Source organism: Bacillus sp. sid0103, from assembly GCF_019219025.1.
On the sequence record NZ_JAHUWN010000007.1, the window covers coordinates 91,809 to 109,756 of the forward strand.

Annotated in this window: 16 protein-coding genes; 1 reads left to right on the forward strand and 15 read right to left on the reverse strand. The window is 37.5% G+C overall.

What is annotated here, in order from left to right:
• Nucleotides 1-28: 28 nt before the first annotated feature.
• From KW850_RS09875 to KW850_RS09905, 7 genes are all read right to left on the reverse strand, one after another.
• Nucleotides 29-1,078 (reverse strand): LacI family DNA-binding transcriptional regulator, encoded by a 1,050-nt coding sequence (locus tag KW850_RS09875; RefSeq protein WP_218347396.1) that lies wholly within the window; start codon nucleotides 1,076-1,078, stop codon nucleotides 29-31.
• 332 nt (nucleotides 1,079-1,410) lie between these two features.
• On the reverse strand, nucleotides 1,411-2,142 hold the full coding sequence (locus tag KW850_RS33885) for a GntR family transcriptional regulator (protein WP_218347397.1): 732 nt from the start codon (nucleotides 2,140-2,142) through the stop codon (nucleotides 1,411-1,413).
• A gap of 187 nt (nucleotides 2,143-2,329) precedes the next feature.
• The gene (locus KW850_RS09885) at nucleotides 2,330-2,497 is read right to left on the reverse strand and encodes a DUF6903 family protein (RefSeq protein ID WP_218347398.1); all 168 of its coding nucleotides are present in this window, start codon (nucleotides 2,495-2,497) and stop codon (nucleotides 2,330-2,332) included.
• A complete protein-coding gene (gnpA, locus tag KW850_RS09890; RefSeq protein WP_218347399.1) occupies nucleotides 2,487-4,658 on the reverse strand; it encodes a 1,3-beta-galactosyl-N-acetylhexosamine phosphorylase in 2,172 nt (723 codons plus the stop codon). Before gnpA ends, KW850_RS09885 begins: the two co-directional genes overlap by 11 nt.
• 10 nt (nucleotides 4,659-4,668) lie before the next feature.
• Nucleotides 4,669-5,550: a carbohydrate ABC transporter permease gene (locus tag KW850_RS09895; protein ID WP_256358177.1), complete on the reverse strand. Its 882-nt coding sequence runs from the start codon at nucleotides 5,548-5,550 to the stop codon at nucleotides 4,669-4,671.
• Nucleotides 5,551-5,564: 14 nt separating this feature from the next.
• Nucleotides 5,565-6,455, reverse strand: coding sequence for a carbohydrate ABC transporter permease (locus KW850_RS09900; RefSeq protein WP_218347400.1), 891 nt, complete (start codon nucleotides 6,453-6,455; stop codon nucleotides 5,565-5,567).
• A gap of 88 nt (nucleotides 6,456-6,543) precedes the next feature.
• Complete coding sequence (locus KW850_RS09905; RefSeq protein ID WP_218347509.1) at nucleotides 6,544-7,890, reverse strand: carbohydrate ABC transporter substrate-binding protein; 1,347 nt, start codon at nucleotides 7,888-7,890, stop codon at nucleotides 6,544-6,546.
• A gap of 173 nt (nucleotides 7,891-8,063) precedes the next feature.
• On the opposite strand from KW850_RS09905, the gene KW850_RS09910 reads away from it, so the two are divergent.
• The gene (locus tag KW850_RS09910) at nucleotides 8,064-8,942 is read left to right on the forward strand and encodes an AraC family transcriptional regulator (protein WP_218347401.1); all 879 of its coding nucleotides are present in this window, start codon (nucleotides 8,064-8,066) and stop codon (nucleotides 8,940-8,942) included.
• A gap of 223 nt (nucleotides 8,943-9,165) precedes the next feature.
• Here KW850_RS09910 and KW850_RS09915 read toward each other — a convergent pair whose 3' ends face one another.
• From KW850_RS09915 to KW850_RS09950, 8 genes are all read right to left on the reverse strand, one after another.
• Nucleotides 9,166-9,975 (reverse strand): peptidoglycan bridge formation glycyltransferase FemA/FemB family protein, encoded by an 810-nt coding sequence (locus tag KW850_RS09915; RefSeq protein ID WP_218347402.1) that lies wholly within the window; start codon nucleotides 9,973-9,975, stop codon nucleotides 9,166-9,168.
• Nucleotides 9,944-10,975 carry a polysaccharide deacetylase family protein gene (locus tag KW850_RS09920; protein ID WP_218347403.1) on the reverse strand — a complete coding sequence of 344 codons (1,032 nt, stop codon included), beginning with the start codon at nucleotides 10,973-10,975 and terminating at the stop codon, nucleotides 9,944-9,946. Before KW850_RS09920 ends, KW850_RS09915 begins: the two co-directional genes overlap by 32 nt.
• A gap of 67 nt (nucleotides 10,976-11,042) precedes the next feature.
• Entirely contained in the window at nucleotides 11,043-12,332 is a 1,290-nt protein-coding gene (locus KW850_RS09925; protein WP_218347404.1) for a flippase, read from the reverse strand.
• Nucleotides 12,329-13,660, reverse strand: a complete 1,332-nt coding sequence (locus KW850_RS09930) for an O-antigen ligase family protein (RefSeq protein WP_218347405.1) — start codon at nucleotides 13,658-13,660, stop codon at nucleotides 12,329-12,331. The genes KW850_RS09925 and KW850_RS09930 overlap by 4 nt, the downstream gene beginning before the upstream one ends.
• A gap of 76 nt (nucleotides 13,661-13,736) precedes the next feature.
• Nucleotides 13,737-14,849 carry a glycosyltransferase gene (locus tag KW850_RS09935; RefSeq protein ID WP_218347406.1) on the reverse strand — a complete coding sequence of 371 codons (1,113 nt, stop codon included), beginning with the start codon at nucleotides 14,847-14,849 and terminating at the stop codon, nucleotides 13,737-13,739.
• Between the two features lie 79 nt (nucleotides 14,850-14,928).
• The gene (locus tag KW850_RS09940; protein ID WP_218347407.1) at nucleotides 14,929-15,870 is read right to left on the reverse strand and encodes a glycosyltransferase family 2 protein; all 942 of its coding nucleotides are present in this window, start codon (nucleotides 15,868-15,870) and stop codon (nucleotides 14,929-14,931) included.
• 24 nt (nucleotides 15,871-15,894) lie between these two features.
• Nucleotides 15,895-16,584: a sugar transferase gene (locus KW850_RS09945; protein ID WP_218347408.1), complete on the reverse strand. Its 690-nt coding sequence runs from the start codon at nucleotides 16,582-16,584 to the stop codon at nucleotides 15,895-15,897.
• A gap of 37 nt (nucleotides 16,585-16,621) precedes the next feature.
• On the reverse strand, nucleotides 16,622-17,938 hold the full coding sequence (locus KW850_RS09950) for a UDP-glucose dehydrogenase family protein (RefSeq protein ID WP_218347409.1): 1,317 nt from the start codon (nucleotides 17,936-17,938) through the stop codon (nucleotides 16,622-16,624).
• Nucleotides 17,939-17,948: the final 10 nt, after the last annotated feature.

Below are 17,948 nucleotides of genomic sequence, written 5' to 3' on the forward strand. Positions count from 1 at the left end.
TTCCAAGTGATGTTTAAAAAAGAACCATTTAGGTTCGCTTTATATTAGTTGATTCACGAAGGACTAATTCAAATGGTAAAATAAGCTTGATTGGCAGTTTAATTTTCTCTTCTGCCATTTCCATAATGGTTTTAGCCGCCATTCTTCCCATTTCATATTTAGGGATTTCTACCGTTGATAGCTGTGGTGTTGAATATTTTCCCATTTCAATATTATCCACACCAAAGAAAGCGATGTCCTCTGGAATTCTAAGATTATTTTCTATGACGGCTCTCATGGCAGCGATGGCCATCATATCACTGGCACAAACCATAGCTGTTGGCAAATGAGCAGAATCCCTTTTAATTAGCTGGTTCATTTCCTCGTAGCTATTTTCCATTTTCCACTTCGTATTGATGACCCAATCAGGCCGGACAGCAAGTCCCGCTTCTTTCATGGCAGATTGATACCCTTTAAAACGATATTCAGCAAACAAATCTTCAAAATTTTCATTAACTCCGCCGCCAATAAACCCGATTTCCCGATGTCCTTGGCTGACTAAATGCTGTACCACCATTTTAATAGCAGCCACGCGGTTGTAATCGACAACAGCCATATTCTTATCTGTATAGAAAAAGTCCAATCCGACCAACGGGATCGTTTGCTGTATGTAGTCAATCAGGCTGTCATCAATCCTATCGATCAGCAGAAGTCCTTCAATCCCTAAGTCATGAATCGTATTAAGAAGCAGCGCCTCGTTTTCAAGCTCATCCTTGGTAATACTGATAAGGGTGTAATCATTAGCTGTTAGTGTATCGTAAATACCTGTATAAATTTTGGCAAAGTATGGGTTAATTTCCGCTTGTCTTGGATTGGCAACCCAGCCAATTTTCATTGTTCTTATGTTACTCTTCTTTTCCTTCTTGGTAACTAAATTTCGAGCATGCTGATTTGGTACATAGCCTAACTCCTTAACAGCCTCCCAAATTTTCGCTTTTGTTTCCTGGTTAACATTTCGAGTCTGATCATTTTGAATGACTCTCGAAACAGTAGAGATCGAAACGCCTACATATTCCGCAATATCCTTTAATCTTGCCACTAATAAAACACCTCTTAATTATGTGTTAAGTACTTGCATAAATAGGATAACAAATTTTTATCCTATTTCGAAAATATCTTGTAAATTTTTATTATGTCCTGTAAAAGAGGCGTTGTTTTCTAAAAGAATATGTCCAATAAATTGAGAAGTTAATAGGTTGAAAGTGCAGGTCTTTTTCAAAAAAGATTCTTCCAGTTAGTCTTAACTGAAAATTTCAACTAATAAGAATATACTCTTTCCCTAGTTAACCTGTCAACCCATCAACTTAAATTAATTTATTAGATTTCTCAGAATTCTATTGAACTCAATGAAACTTTTAGTAATTTCAGCCTTTACGTTAGTTCCGTATAAAAGCGGCAACGATCGCCTCGGACAATGGATCTACAAAATTCAACAGGAACACCATTAACATCATAGGCTGTTCGTTCAAGCAACAGTGCCGGAAGACCTTCTTCCGTTTGTAAATATTTACTTTCCTCAGAACGAATGAGGACTGGTTCAAACGCCTCTTTAGCTCTAGTTACCACGATATTAAATTCTTGTGTAAATAAATCATATAAGGATACTTCGCCAACCTTTTTAAGCTGTTCTATATTTGAAATCAAGTTTTTCGGAATAAAAGACGATTCCAAAATATAAGGTTCATTGTTGGCACAACGAAGGCGTTTCATTTCAATGACCTTCTCGTCTTCCCCAAGCTGCAACGCTTCCCGGATTTTTGTAGTTGGTTTAGCTTCCTCTATTTTTAGAATGATATCTTTGGGGTTCATTCCCTTTTCTTTTAATACTTTGCTAAAACTGTAAAACCCCATCAATGACTGCTGCAATTTTGGTTTAGCCACAAAGGTACCTTTTCCTTGAATTCGGTAAAGGATCCCTTCTTGAACTAGCTCCTCAATTGCCTTTTTAGCGGTGTTACGGCTCACACCGAATTGATCCATCAATTGATTTTCAGATGGGATTTTATCACCATGTGTCCAAAGTCCCTTTTCAATAGAATCCTTAAGCCTTTCCATTAATTGATGATAAAGTGGAATTAGACTTTCATACTGCAGTGGTTCCATTATAATAAGCCACCCTTTCAAGCATACTAACATTCTTTTAAAAAATTATATCACCCACTCTTGTAGTGTCAACCCAACAGGTATATAGAAATTTGGATTATTTTTAATTTTCTTAAGAAAATCTTCCTCGCTAAAAAAGTAAAACTTTATCGAGCGTTTAAACCAGCTCAATAAAGTTTTACTTTTTTTAAATGTATTTTCGATTGTAATCATAAAGAAGTCCTAAAAGACCGGCTAATCCGATTAACATGATGCCCAGTTCGAGTTTACCGGCTGTCTTTTGGTCGTTGATAATCAAAGCTAGACAAATGATAAACACAACAATTTTAATAACGACTATAATATTAGCTTTCATTTAGGAATTCCTCCCACCGGATTTCACTAGGTGCCAACGTCACTACTTTACTGTTGCCTTCTCCGTCAAAGACAACCGTTGTTTGCTCCTTCATCGAATTGTTGACAATCGCCATTTTTCGAATAGATGGGTAGGCATGGACTTCACAATGGATGTTGCTGGCATGCCATTTATGGAATTCCTCCTCTTTATGGGCCGCATAGTATAACGCCCGCATCAACATCCTTGTGTTTTCCTCACTGTATGGGAGCCCCGCGATATAGACGGCCCTGCCTTCACCAAATGGATGACTGGAAAGGTGAACTTCTCCATTTGAATACTCAATAATTTCCGTGTCCTCTGACAATGCATAAATATTTTTCATTCCTTCACCAAAATCAAACTGGGTGCTGTCAGCAGAAATAAAATGCATTTCGACAGGAGTGACAAAATATTTATCTGTGGACAAACTGAATCCTAGTTCTTTGTCAACACCTAAGACATTCGCCAATTGGAAATAATGGCCTTCATGGTGGCAGGCTGTCGGTTCGCCAATTCCTATGAAGCCCCCGCCGTTATAAATCCAGGCTCTGATTGTCGTGACTAACTTTTCATTTGTCCAATGAGCTCCCCCGGAAAAAGCGGTTCCAGCGTCTCCGGCATTAATAATGACATCAACATCCTCAGGCACCCCATCATTGATGACATCATCAAAGCTAATGAAGGAAACATCCACGGCAGCGCCGCTCATGGATTCTAATATGCCTAAATAAGAATAAATTTGTTTATACCATAAGGCATGGGCAACCATATGTGTCTGCCAAGTTCTCAGCTTGCCCCAAGAATTCAAAATCGCAACTTTAAGACCGCTATAAGGTGTAATGCCTTTGATCGTGTCGTAGATTTCACGGAATTCCTCGGTCACTTTTTCAATATAGGAAACAAAATCCGGAAATTGATAGGCCAAGCTCAAATAACCGCCGTAACCAATCCGATCAACAGGATTCCTTAATAACGCTCTTCGGGCCGTTATCCAGTTTTCATTGGCTTCAATCACAGGGTTGTTCCCTTCATAAAACGTGTCCGGGAAGAAATAAGGTAAGAATCGTCCTTCTGTATAACGGACATGCGGGATATCGGCAATCATACGTAATGTGGCTCCGCCGCCGACACTGCCGACCACTGCATCTAATCCGATATTTTCAAAGTATTTTCCATACGGTTCCGTACCAATCCAGTTATCGCCAAGGAACATCATCGCTTCTTTCCCGCTTTCATGAACAATGTCCACGAGCTTCTTCGCTTCTTCGGCGACAAACTTTTGCACAAAATCCATATAATCTAAAAAGGCTGGCGTGGGAATTCGAAAGGAAGTATTGTAATAGCCTTGGTCAACGATGTCTTCCGGTCTTAAACAGTAGCCTTTTTCTTGTTCAAAGGCATCCATCGCAGCCACTGAAACACTCGCACCATAACCAAACCAATCGACAAATTTTTCTTTGCCTAGATTATTGAACACAAGGGTAAAATGGTAGAAAAACGTTGTGAATCGCACGACATCCGTGTCCGGATTTTCTATCAGCCATTGTTTTAAATAGGTATTCATAAATTCATTCGAGTGTGGCTGCCTGACATCAAAAGGAATGTCATGTGGCTTATCGCCCCAGTCGTTGGTGATATGATTGTACATTTGTGTTGGATCCCAAATGGCATAAACTAAGAAGGATACCGTGTATTCGTGCCAAGGAATCGCCTTCGTAATGTAGACCCGATTTGCCGCTTCGTTTACGTCCCACTCATTAACATCAACCACTTCACCGGTTGTCCGGTCGATGACCTCCCAGTATTTCTTCGGATCATGGAGGTAATCAGGTCTCACTTGTTCCTCAAAATAGCCCTTCATAAAATCAATTTCCAGTTCGTCCGTAAGTGCAGTGTTGAACAAGCTCATTAAATAAAGCTGTTGGCATTCATCCATGTGATTCTCCGCGAACTCATTATTGCCGCGGGCAACAAAATAGGTCGTATAAATTTTCGCATCCAATTGCTTTATTGTCTCATCCAGTTTCGTTCCATCACTATCTCGAATGGCATCCGCGCCCCATCGTTCCATCAATTCTTGTGTTTCCTTTAGAAAGTTTTCCTCACTTGGCAAGGTAACGCGACCTTTTCTCTTTTCCATATAAATCCTCCTAATCTTTTAATCCGCCAAGGGTCATCCCTTGTGTCAATTTCTTTTGAACAATGATATATAAAATCAAGGTCGGCAGCATGACGAGAACCATTCCCGCATACATTTGGCCGTAATTAGCAGCAGATTTTTGAGCTGCCATTAAGTTCATTAACCCAACAGGCAAGGTCTTATTTGGACCTGGAATCAATGTCAACGCAATAATGTATTCATTCCAAAATGCCAGGAAGTTGAATAAGATGACGGCTATGATACTGGGCCGGGCCATTGGAATCATAATCGAAATCATCGTTTTGAAATATCCGGCCCCATCGACCAACGCAGCTTCCTCATACGTAGACGGCAGCGATTGGAAATAACTAGACAACAAGTAAATGGTAAATGGCAAAGCGGTCGCTGCATAAACTACAGCTAAAATAAATAAATTGTCTAGTAGGACTCCATCCCCAAATTGTCCTCGTAAAAAGGTATCCCCATCCAATAACATCAAGAAAATCGGAACGACAATGTAGTTCACGTTGATAAATAAGCCTGCTTTAAACAAGGTATTTATAAATTGACTGCCTCTAAAGGTGTATCTGGCCAATACATACGCTGCTGGTAAAGCAACAACTAATAAGATAAGAAGCGCCAAGGCAGTCACCATGACCGAATTTAACATATACGTGCCCATGTTGGCCTTTTCAAATGCATCTATGAAGTTTTGAAAATAGAAACCTTTTGGCATGGCCCACGGACTTCCATAAAATTCTTTGTTTTGCTTTAGTGAAGCTAAGAAAACCCATGCAACCGGGATAATAATTGAAATTGCTAATGTGATCAGTGTGACAAAGATAAATATACGATAAACTTTTTCTGCACTCATGCCTTTGTGTTTTTTCATTATTCATGGACCCCCTAATACTCCAGCACGTCCCGTTTTGTGACGCGGCTGACAATAGCCGATAATGCGAATGAGAATATGAAGATGACCACTCCAATTGCCATACCGTAACCATACGAAGAATTGGTGTAAGCCTGCTTATACATATAGCTTAAAAATACTTCCGTCGATCCGTCAGGCCCGCCGCCAGTCATCGCTTGGACAAGAAGAAAACTTAAATTAATCGTACTAATAATGAAGAAGGTTAACGTGGTCCGAATGTTATTCCAAATCAACGGCAAGGTAATACTGAAAAATTGTCTGATTTGTCCTGCCCCTTCCAAAGCAGATGCTTCATAAAAGCTTTCCGGGATACTCGCCATACTGGACATATACATGACCATATAATAGCCAACCGCTTGCCAAACGAGCGCGCCGCCAATACTGAAGATGGCTATTTTTTGATCACCTAGCCACATTTTTTGAAGGTTCTCAAGGTTAAATAAAGCAAGTAGATTATTCAACAAACCTGTGTTTGGATCATAAACCGCAGAAAAAATCCCAGCAATGACCACTACGGATAAGATATTAGGGATATAGAAAATAATCCGGAACAAGCTGTTGCCTTTCATCTTTTCTCTCGTTAACAAAGTGGCAAACAAGATTGCCAGCACCATGGTGATGAGTGTAACGATAACAATCAATACAATACTGTTTTGAAGTGATCGAAAGAAGTTCATATCATTCCATAAAATTTTGAAATTATCGAGCCCGACAAATACCTTATTATTAGAAAATCCGCCCCACTTATATAAGGACATCCTGAATACCTGAATTGTAGGAATAATCATAAAAATGGTTAGCAAAATCAGTGCGGGTACCGTACAAACAAAGATAAAAATCCTTTTTTCTATCGTTTTATTCATTGCTATCACCTCTACTAATAAATATAACGGTGAGAAGAGTTACTCACCGTTATATTAGTGAACTATAAAACTACTAGTTTATTTTATTTTATTTTATTGCCGACCGTAATTGGTCACTCACTTTTTCAACGGATTTTTGCCAATCTTTCACTTTTTTATCACCTGAAACAATGCTGTCGATGGATCTGAATAATGTATCTGCCATGCTGACTCCCTCAACAGCTTCTGTTGCAGCAAATCCACCCATACCAGCTTTTGCTCCGGAATCATAGATACTATAGAAGAGTTTATTGTCACCAGTCAGCTTTTCAGAGATACCTTCGATTGGTTGAATCGCACCAGCTTCTGCAAAAATAGCTGCTGCTTTATCTGAATACACAAAAGTTAAGAAGTCTTTCGCTGCATCTTTATTTTTAGCTTGAGCAGGTACCCACATTTGTTCGAAGAACGTAAATGCGTAACGGTCACCGCCATTTTCAATAGCCGGCAACGCTGTCATTCCCCATACAAAGCCATCAGCTCTTGGGGCATCTTTCATTTCACCAACGACCCACGTACCATTTGGCATGAACAGTGCTTTATTATCGAGAATCAATTGTTGGTTTTTCGTGTAATCTTTGTCATTTGCATTGGCAACTGTTGTTGGCTCAGTGTATTTCGCTAATTTACCGACAATTTCAAATGCTTTCGTTGCTTCAGGAGATTCCCAAATGCCATCTTCGTATTTCATCGCTTTATTGTAGAATTCCGGACCGCCAACTTCTAATAATAAAGAATAGAAGAATGCATCAAAGTAACCGGTCGTAGGATACGTGAACAAAGAGATTCCTTCTGCTTTCGCTTTATCGCCCAACGCCCACATCTCATCCCAGGTCTTTGGTACTTCCCAGCCTTTTTCTTTTAACAAGGCGGCATTATAGAATAATCCTGTTGGACTATAAAACATCGGTGCCATATACGTTTTGCCGTCGTTATAAGGACTAGTGGCAAGTGTATCAGTAAAACCTGGTACTAGCTTATCCTTAACTTTGGCATCTTCACCAAAAACCTTCTTATCAAAAACATCAGTAATATCTTCTAATGCCTTATCCTTAATCAATGTTTCTGTTAAGGCCAATTTCCTCCCGGTTCCCAATAACACTACATCCGGATAGTTTCCGGCTTTCATATTCGGACTAATCGCATCCTCGAGATTTTTATCTACCGTCAACTCCACGTTGACATTTTGATTGGCATCCTCATAAGCATCGATCACTTTAGTCCACATATCTTTCCCATAAGCAGATTCAAGCGCCGCCACTTGAAGGGTTTGTTTATTACCCGAATCTTTACCATCCTTAGAGTCATCACCATTTGTAGTTTCGCTATTCTGACAGGCTATTAAACTAAGGGATAACCACGCTGTCATTCCTGACAACAAAAACTTCTTTTTCATCTTCATTTTGACCCTCCTCTTTATTTTCACTTTATAGGTAAAGTATACGAAATAAAAAAACGCTTTCACAACAAACATCTTGTCCAGTTTTTTAGATATCTTGTTTTCATTGTAATAATTCACTAAAAATCCTATAATTCAGGTATCAGATTGCAGATGAAGGAGGGAATCATTTGTCAAATGAGATTTATGAGGTTCCGCAATCGCAACGAGGCCATCTTCCAGTAAAACTTCTCTATGTAACAAAATCAAAATATGACAAAGATTGGCATAGTACCAACCATACACATCATTTTACAGAATTATTGTATATTACCAAAGGCAAAGGGACTTTTATCTTTTCCAATCAAGAAGTTCCTGTTAAAGAGCATGATGTAATTGTTATCAATCCGAATATTGAACACACGGAAAAGTCTGGTGTCGATCATCCGCTCGAATACATTGCACTGGGTATCCAAGGGCTCGCCTTTTCGTCTCCAGATGATCCGGGTTTACAAGTCACTTTTTTAAATTTTAAACAAGAGGAAAAGGTCTATCTCTTATACCTCCAGCAATTAGTGGAGGAAGTGGAAAACCAAAAGGAAGATTTTGAATTGATCATACAAAATATATTAGAAATTTTGTTGCTTAAAATGATGAGAAAAAAAGCTTTTAACTTGGAGAAGACCTCTACTAAAAAGATCAGTAAAGATGTGGCTTTTATCAAAAATTACATTAAGCAGTTTTTTCGCGAAGAGATCAATCTGGATACGTTAGCAGAGGCTGGTCATATCAATAAATACTATCTTTCCCATTCCTTTAAGAAATCCGTCGGTGTTTCACCGATTGAATATCTAATACAAACCCGCATTAGGGAAAGTAAAATTTTGTTAGAAACCACCAACTACCCAATTTCAGATATCTCAACCATTATCGGCTTTTCTTCCCAGTCATTCTTTGCACAATCCTTTAAACGAGTAACGAATCTATCTCCTTCACAATACAGAAATGCTAAAAACTCTAACAAAAAAAAGACCGAAATCAAAAAGCAACAAAAAAATAAACGCACATAACTAGTAAATTATTTATTTGCACCTATTAAGAAGTTCGAAAACAAATAATTACGAAAAGGCTCAGTCATAATAGACTGAGCCCATTTTACCTAAATTTATTTTAATCTTTTTATTTCTGTGAAAGCATCTTCCAATAAAAGGACCCGGAGGTTGTATTATGTGCATCACTAATATATAACTTTACCAATATTATAACAATAGAAAAAGGACCCTTTCTAGGCCCTTATCTGTTCGTTTGTACCATCTTACCTTTTATCAGTTCTACTTGGTTGCGCCACTTTATTTTTAATAGGAAGACAAATAGATTTCCTTTCAGCGTTTGCGGAATAAAGCTTCGATACTCTGTCACTTCTTTTCCTCCAAAGCTTCTTTTAAATTGATTAATATTTTGCTGATCCTTATTGTTTTCATCCAATGATATTCCATAAAAGTCATATAATTGATAGTTTTCCTTTTTAAAAAATAGAATATCATGCCAATGTAGATACCGATTGGCACGGCCCACATCATTTTTTGGTACTTCGGTATTAGTTAACCTTACGGAGCCGGAGTAAAACATACCAGCACGCTTACCATCTGCAATATATAAATGTCCTGCCAGTTTATCCCCATTCTTATGATAAACATAGGTAATAAAGAGTTTTCCATTACCTGCTATTCCGTTTATGCGCTCTTCCTGGAATAATTCTATTCCTTTTTCTTTAGCATAGGCGTTAAAAAAGAGTTTAAAGTCCTCTAAATCAATAGCATTGGGGTTTGTAATGACTCGTATAGTTAAACCATCTCTTTCAGCTTTGTTAATTTGATAGCGAGTTGATTTATTAAGTTCAGTTCGTAATTGTTCTTCTGTCTTATGCAGTTCAATAAACAGTGTTCGAGTTTCTTTATGCAGCGTATTCCACTTTGCCGCCTCGATTATCCCTGGCTGTTGAAAAAACACATGGACGTCTGTTTTCTGCAGTTCCACCGAATCTTCCACTTTTCCGTATATCTCATTTATATTAAAAAACAGTTTCTTCCATCTTATATTCATTTCTCTCTTCCTTTTCATGAGTTATTTCCAAGGCCAACTCATTCATATTCCTGCTCCTGAATCCATATGTTTTTTGCAAATGTAAAAAATGCTCCAATATCTTCTCCAGGAACGCCAGATTTTCACATGTATTCCTGCCAAAATCATGTGGATGCCACCATAGGTGATAAGACTTGCCCTGTTGGGCTGCGCAGGTCATATCGCTTAGAATTCGTTTCAATCGCATGCCTTCAAGCCACTTTAATCTATCCGAGCATCTAGCTAAATACCTGCTTGATGGAATATTAAGTGGCAGATCATCAGAGGATTGCTGTGGCAACTCAAAAGTCTGGTGGCCGAATATATTTATATATCTATCTAAAAGACGTAAGGCCCGTTTCATATACCTTTTTTTCTCCGTAGATTGCAGGCGGTACACCCATCTATCCTCATTCCCACGATAAGCTCTTATTCCTAGTCGTTTGCACTCTTTTATATAATTTACATTGATTTGATTGCGGGGAAAAACAATCGACTTTATTTCCCTGCCTTGCTGCAGGCTAATTTGCTGAGCAAGATGAAGGTCGGCTGAAAACTGCTCTATTGTTTGCCCCTCTTCCAAGCAGTAGTAATGGGAAAAGGTATGCGTAGCTATCTCTTGGTCTGGTGTTGCGGCAATACGCTTAATTAAATAAGGAGCAAAAAATAGATCCTTGTCTTTTTCATCTATTGGATTGTTTTCAAAGTAATGGTAGGAGGATAGTTTTTTATTATAGTAGGCTGGTTTTTGGACGGGAACGAAACTTGCTAATTCTTCTATGTTTTTACAATAAATCATTCCAACAATCGCCCATGTGGCATGAATTTGATATTGCGTAAACATATCCAACAAGGACAAAACAACATTATGTGCTCCACGGATATTTTGTTCATACTGCTCTTTTTTATATACATCGTGAACACCCCAAAACAGCTCAAAATCTAGGGAAATAATGAAAGTACCATGCTTATCACTTTTCATTGGAAGACAACTCCTTCATATAATGCTCTATATCTTATTCATCTTTTTCCTATATTCACCTTTCTTTTTAGCCATCAGACACCACCTTGTTCTCAGAAGCGGGATGCAGTATCTCGGCGGGCTTAATACTAATTACATTGCGAATATTAAAAACAAATATAGAAATCTCCGCGATGATAACAGCCCATACCATACCAAATTCCTGAAACAAAATCGTGAGAGGGATGGAAAAAACAACAAAAACAATAGCTGCCACAGAATAACCTTTATTTAAAACATGTGATAAATTAACCGCATGCATGATTCTTGCCATTAAGGTATTGGCAGTCGATAAGAATACAACAATAGCAAACACCTCGATCAGTGAGATAATAGCGGAGTCCTTTTTACCAGAAACGATCGCTGCGATTGGGGTTGAGAATACAAATAAGGTGATACCGATTATAGTGGAGAACAATAACCCTATCCCTAACAGCTTCCTTTTATATAAGTAGAATTGTCCCCTCTTATTTTCATACAAATCGCATAAATACGGATATAGCGCTTGGGTAAAGGGCTGCGTTAAACCATAAAAAGCTCCTTGGACTTTTTCCCCCATCCCATAAATTCCTGTAGCACGGCTTCCGGATATAAATCCTAAAAGAATTATTGGACCCTGGCTATAAAAGTTAATCCATAGGGTTGTCATAAAGATATGTTTTCCACGGTTAAGTTCATCTTTTATTTTTTTGATATCGCGGACTGCCTTATAATTTATCTTCAATTTTATCTTTACGAAAAGAATAGAAATGATGGCAGGTAGGATGAAATAAAAGGTTTGAAAAATCACTGCAAGGTTTAGGTCGTTAGTATTTTTTATAAAAATAAAAATTAACAGGGTCACGAATGCTTTCACAATTATATTGAAATAAGTAATGTACTTCATTCTTTCCAGACCTTGGTACAGCCAAAGAGGAAATAGAGTGTTGCCAATGATAATAAGAAAGCTTAAAAGAAAGGCCGTTCTGTGTTCACTGAAAAAAGGCACCGTTATAACAAGACTGAAGTAGACAATCCCCACTATTAAGACGAGGATCATTTTAATTGTTAGAATCATGTTGTAAATATCATTTACCTTATCCATCCTGTGCTTATGAATCGAAATATCCTTTGTTCCCGAAATATTAAAACCATAGTCTATAAAAATAGTTAAAAATTGCATCATGCCAACGCAAAATAACAGTACTCCGTAATTTCCCACACCTAACGTTCTTATTAAGTACGGAAATGTAATTAAAGGAAACAGGTAATTGCTTCCCTGCAGCACGATCAAGGAAATTATGTTTCCGACTAATCGATTTCCCCATATTTTTCTCATTGGATTTCCCCTTTTAAAGCAGTAGCAGGTTCCTTTTTAAAAAATATGAGATAATAACAAAGTGCAATTAAAACCCAAAAATGTCTCCAGTGAAGAGCATCAACAACGATAATGTTAACCAGCGTCCCCACTAATGAGCATAAAAGGACTAAATAAAGATTAAAATCCCTTCTATCGTGAGAAAGACTTCGTTTCAGTAAAACGCCAGTAAGAAATAAGAAAAACAGTATCAGAAAAATACCGGAAAACCAGCCGTATTCCGCAAATAACCTTAAATAGGTATTATGAGTATCCATATAATAGATGGACGTAATTTCTCCTGGCCCAATTCCGAAAGGATGATTTTCTGCAACTTTCAAAGTGAAATAATTAGCGCCAAACCTGTCATTATCATAGGATTGAAGTGTTGTTCGATCCTTTAACTGGTTCATGAAATTTAAACCAGGGAATATAAAAGGGATGGATAACAAAACCGAAAATGGTACCAGAAGAAACTTGATGACAAAACCTAGCCTAAGCTGTCTTTTTAAGATTTTAACTCCAGCATACAGGGCCAAGGCAATGGCAAAGTTAATCCATCCTGCACGCGACATCGCCAATACAAGAGCACCGACCATTAAGACAATAGAAAGAAATTTAAATATTTTAGACTTAAATAAGTTTGGAGCTACACTGTCCTCGATTACTAACAAAATGGCAATGACTACAAAAGGACTAAAGATATTGGGATCCTGAAAAAAACCTTCGAGACGGTTGCCTCGGCCCTGGCTTTTGCCAGCCAGGTAACCAATCACTCCCAGCATACTATTCACAACGGCGCCCACTACATATCCTTTCAGAAAATAAACAAGCTGTTTATCATTTTTGATAATTAATACAAGAGAGAAAGCACTGAGCACTAAATAGACCGTAATTAAATGCCATGCTGCGGCCTTATGGATATTAATTGAAAAGAATATGGAGAACGTCCCAAACAAAACAAATAAAAAAAGCATAAGTAAGAGAAAGTTGTTCAACATTTCCCTATTAAAAGGAATCCTCTTTACTAAAAATAAAAGAATCATTAGGCAAAACATAATTTCATATGGAGATGGATCATTGAGTTGAAAACCAACACTTAACGCAAACAGAAATAATAATTTCTCCCATTTTAAAAGAAACAAAACAACAAAGCCTGCAGCTCCAATGAAAGCAAATAGAATCACTGGATAAATAGTATTATTTGGTATATGAATAAAGACTGTCAGATACACAGCCATACATCCTAACAGCAAAGACAGCAGCGCAATGAGCATGGTTTTGGAAAAATAATTTTTCATCTGATACATTATTTCAACTCCGTTATTTGGACGTTCCTTTAATTTTTGTTATTTGCCCCGAGTAGCTGCCTTGTCCAATAAGTCCTTATTTTTCATAAACTTCTTCCAGCCTATTGATCATATTCTGGATATGAAACTTTTCTTTAAATAGTTGATAACTATTTTTTTGAAACCTATCAATCTCAGATTTATCATTTATTAGTTTGTAAAGATAAGCTGCTGCTTGAGACACATCGCCTGGAGTATAGAGATATCCGTTATACCTATGAATAACGAGCTCATTATTCCCTTCGACATTGGACGCGACAATCGGCTTTTTCATTGCCATAGCCTCAATAATGGAATAGGGCAAAGCCTCGTGCAGCGAAGTTGATAAATAAATATCAATTTCACTTAAGAATGGATCTATGGAACTAAGAAACCCGCAATACTTGATTTGAGGAATTTCCTTTATTGCTTCCAAAAATTCCTCTTTAAAATAATCTCCGTCTCCTGCATACCAAACCTCAACATTAGGATGTAGTCCCACAATCAATATGGCTATTTCAAGAAAGGTTTTTGGATCCTTCGACTGGTCAAACCTTGCCAAAGTACCAACAACTATTTTTCTATTTCCCTTAGTAATTAGACGCCCTCCAAGCTCTTTCTCCTCAACTCCATTATAAATAACCTCGCTTTTATGCGAACAAAAAACATTATAGTGAAGCCCAATAGCCTGCTCCCCTTTTGATACGTTAATCGTATAATCCGTGATTTTGCCCAGATATTTTTCAATTAAGCCAAATACTCGTTTTTTTTGTTTATTAATGTATGGATACTGCATGATATAGCCGTGTGGAGTATAAATAATTTTCCTGGATTTATAAAAGAGGGCAGCCAGCCTGCCGGCGCCACCTGCTTTTGAACTATGGCAGTGGATGATTTCAGGCTGGAAATCTTTAATAATACTATTTAATTGCATGATTGCTTTTAAATCCTGAAAAACCTTAACTTCCCTTACAAAAGCAGAAATGGGATAGAACGTAAATCTTTCTATATTTTTATGGGCAAAATCCAAAAATATTTCATCGGTCCGATTTTCTCCATAAGCAATGGCAATTTCAAATTTTTCCGGTGAAAGATATTGCAAAATATTGATAATATGTTTGCGAACGCCCCCACTAAGGGTTTCACAAATAATTAACACTTTTTTTCTCATAGTCCATCCCCAATTTTTATATGAGTTAATATGAACGACCCATTTTTGATATTAGATAGAGGTTTACTTAAGAAAAGTACTAAAAATGTAAAAGCCTTTTTTTGAACAAATAATACATCTTCAAAAGCATCTTTTTATTTAAAAGTGTGCCAAGGTAAATTAAATATACTTTTATAGAAAACGGATAAGCTTTTATAGCAAAGTTAAGGAAATCCCGACCCTTGTTGATTATGATCCTATTCTGGCCGACGATTCCTATTCTAACCATCACTTTTGCCATATTTACGTGAAGTACATGAAAATCCTTTTTGTTTAACTGTATTATTAAAGAAGAGTACTTTTTATAAAAGGCCTGATGGCCCGCTAGAACAGATTTTATATTCGTGGTAATTCTGCCTTCATCATGTTCGTTATATAAAACAACAGCTTCTTCCACTACACCAAATTCAGTAATTTGGGCCAGCCTCACATACAAATCCCAATCCTGGCAGCTTGGCAATTCAGGATCGAAACTCCCTGCTTCTAAAAGAAGGTTTTTCTTTATTAGAACCGTTGATGCCGTGCCTATACAATTTTTCTTTAGAATTTCGGTTAACAGGTTTCCACTAAGATGAGGATTAACCTCGGACCGTACCGATGTCCCTGATACATTTTTATATCCTGTATAAACAATGCCTACATTGCTGTTGTTTTTAAATACTTCCATTTGTTTTTCTAGTTTAGTTGGAAGCCATTGATCATCTGAGTCAAGAAAGGCAATAAATTCACCTGTAGCTCTTTCAATCCCAGAATTTCTTGCTTGGGATCCCCCTTTGTTATACTCATGTCTAACATAAACAATCCGTGTATCCCTATCATTTTCTATTCGGTTTTGGGTATTATCAGTAGAGCAATCATCGACAATAATAATTTCAAGGTTTTTATAGGTTTGGTTCCTTAAGCTGTCTATCGCTTCCATAACTAGTTTTTCTCTATTAAAGGTAGGAATAATTACACTAATTTTTTCTGGCAGATTATTCATAAAAAATTATCACACTTTCCGCTTTTAGTATGCACCTTTTTTTAAAACCACCACAGCTAAAGTTCGAAGCAAAATTTTGATATCTAAATACATGGACTGGTGATAAACATAATAAAGTTCCAAATCCACTCTTTCCGGATAACCTATATCACTTCTTCCACACACTTGCCAGTAGCCGGTCATGCCTGGTTTCACAGCAAGGAGGTCTTGCCTTTTATGTTTATACTCTTTTAATTCCTCTTCAACAATTGGGCGGGGACCAACTAAACTCATTTCCCCTTTTAAAACATTTATTAATTGAGGAAGCTCATCCAGACTGAATTTTCGCAAAATACGGCCTAATCTTGTAATTCTGGGATCTTCATCCTGTTCAAGCTTATAATTGTTATTAATATATTTTTGATATAACACCTTATTCCTTTTTAGGATTTCATCCGCATTAACCACCATGGACCGTAACTTATAAATATAAAAGAGCTTTTCATTCTTTCCATAACGCTGCTGTTTAAAAAATAACGGCCCTTTGGAATCACCAAAGCTGTACATAATACTTATAACAATAAAAAGGGGCGATGAAATGATTAATCCTAAAATGGCTCCGATTATATCGAGACTGCGTTTTCCGAATAGATATATTGATGAAATTTTAGCCTTTTTTGTTACTGCTGCAGTTTTTGAAGGAGCGGCTTCAACTTGAGAAGTTTCTATACTCATAATGTATATCCCCCACTGCCTTATGCTTATTTAAGAGTTACACGTAAGTCTTACATTCAACGTTTTTAATGGCCGGCCTGCCCACTGAATGATATTCAATTTTGTGATCCCTCAGTGCCTCGAGATCAAAACAATTCCTACCATCGATCAAAAGTGGATATGCCATTGATTCAAATAACTTTGGGTCCAAATTCTTAACCTCATCCCACTCAGTAACAATTAATGCTGCATTGCAGCCGAGAATAGCTTCCGCAGCAGTTTTGGCATACTGCACCCTAGAATATAAGATTGATTTCGCTTTCTCCATAGCAACCGGATCATACACAACAACAAACGCCCCGAGACTTACAAGTTCTTCAATGATTACGATGGACGCCGCTTCTCTCATATCATCGGTATTCGGTTTAAATGCCAGGCCAAGGACAGCAATTCTCTTTCCTTCTAGCGAATCCAAACGGTTCTTTAATTTTCTTAAAAGGAGGCCTTGCTGTTGTTTGTTAACATTGACTACACCCGTTAGCAATTCAAAATCATAGTTCACATTACCGGCAATTTGGATAAGTGCCTTTGTATCTTTCGGAAAACAGGAACCACCGTAGCCAATGCCCGCTTTTAGAAATTGGTTTCCGATGCGCTGGTCGAGGCCCATGCCATGGGCTACTTCCTCCACATTTGCACCCACACGCTCACAAATATTTGAAATTTCATTGATAAAGCTAATTTTTGTGGCAAGAAAAGCGTTCGAAGCATACTTAATCATTTCGGCACTTCGAATATCGGTTTTATATATCTTTACGCCAAATGGCTTATTTATTTCTTCTATAATACTTGCAGCTTCCTCACTATCGGCTCCTATAACAATACGGTCACCATGGAAGGAATCATGAATCGCTGACCCTTCTCTTAAAAACTCAGGATTTGAAACAATTTCTACTTTTACATCATTTATTAGATTTGTATTGATTATCTGTTTAAGTCTATCGTTTGTACCAACCGGGACAGTGCTTTTAGTAACTACAATTGTGTCCCGATTTATGTGTTTTGCGATATCAAGTGCTGCTTGAATGACAAAACTAAGATTAGCGGAACCATCTTCATTTTCAGGTGTTCCAACAGCAATATAAATTACCTCAGTCTCCCCTAATCCTTCTGTCGTAAAGAACAAACGGTTTGCTTCAATATTCTTTATCATTAATTTGCTTAAAGACTGCTCATAGATAGGTGAGATCCCCTGTTTCATCATCTCAACCTTTGCTTCATCTATATCTATACAGGTTACATGATGGCCAATTTCAGAAAGGCTGACACCCGTCACAAGACCAACATAACCCGTACCAACCACAGTAATTTTCATATTTTCTCCT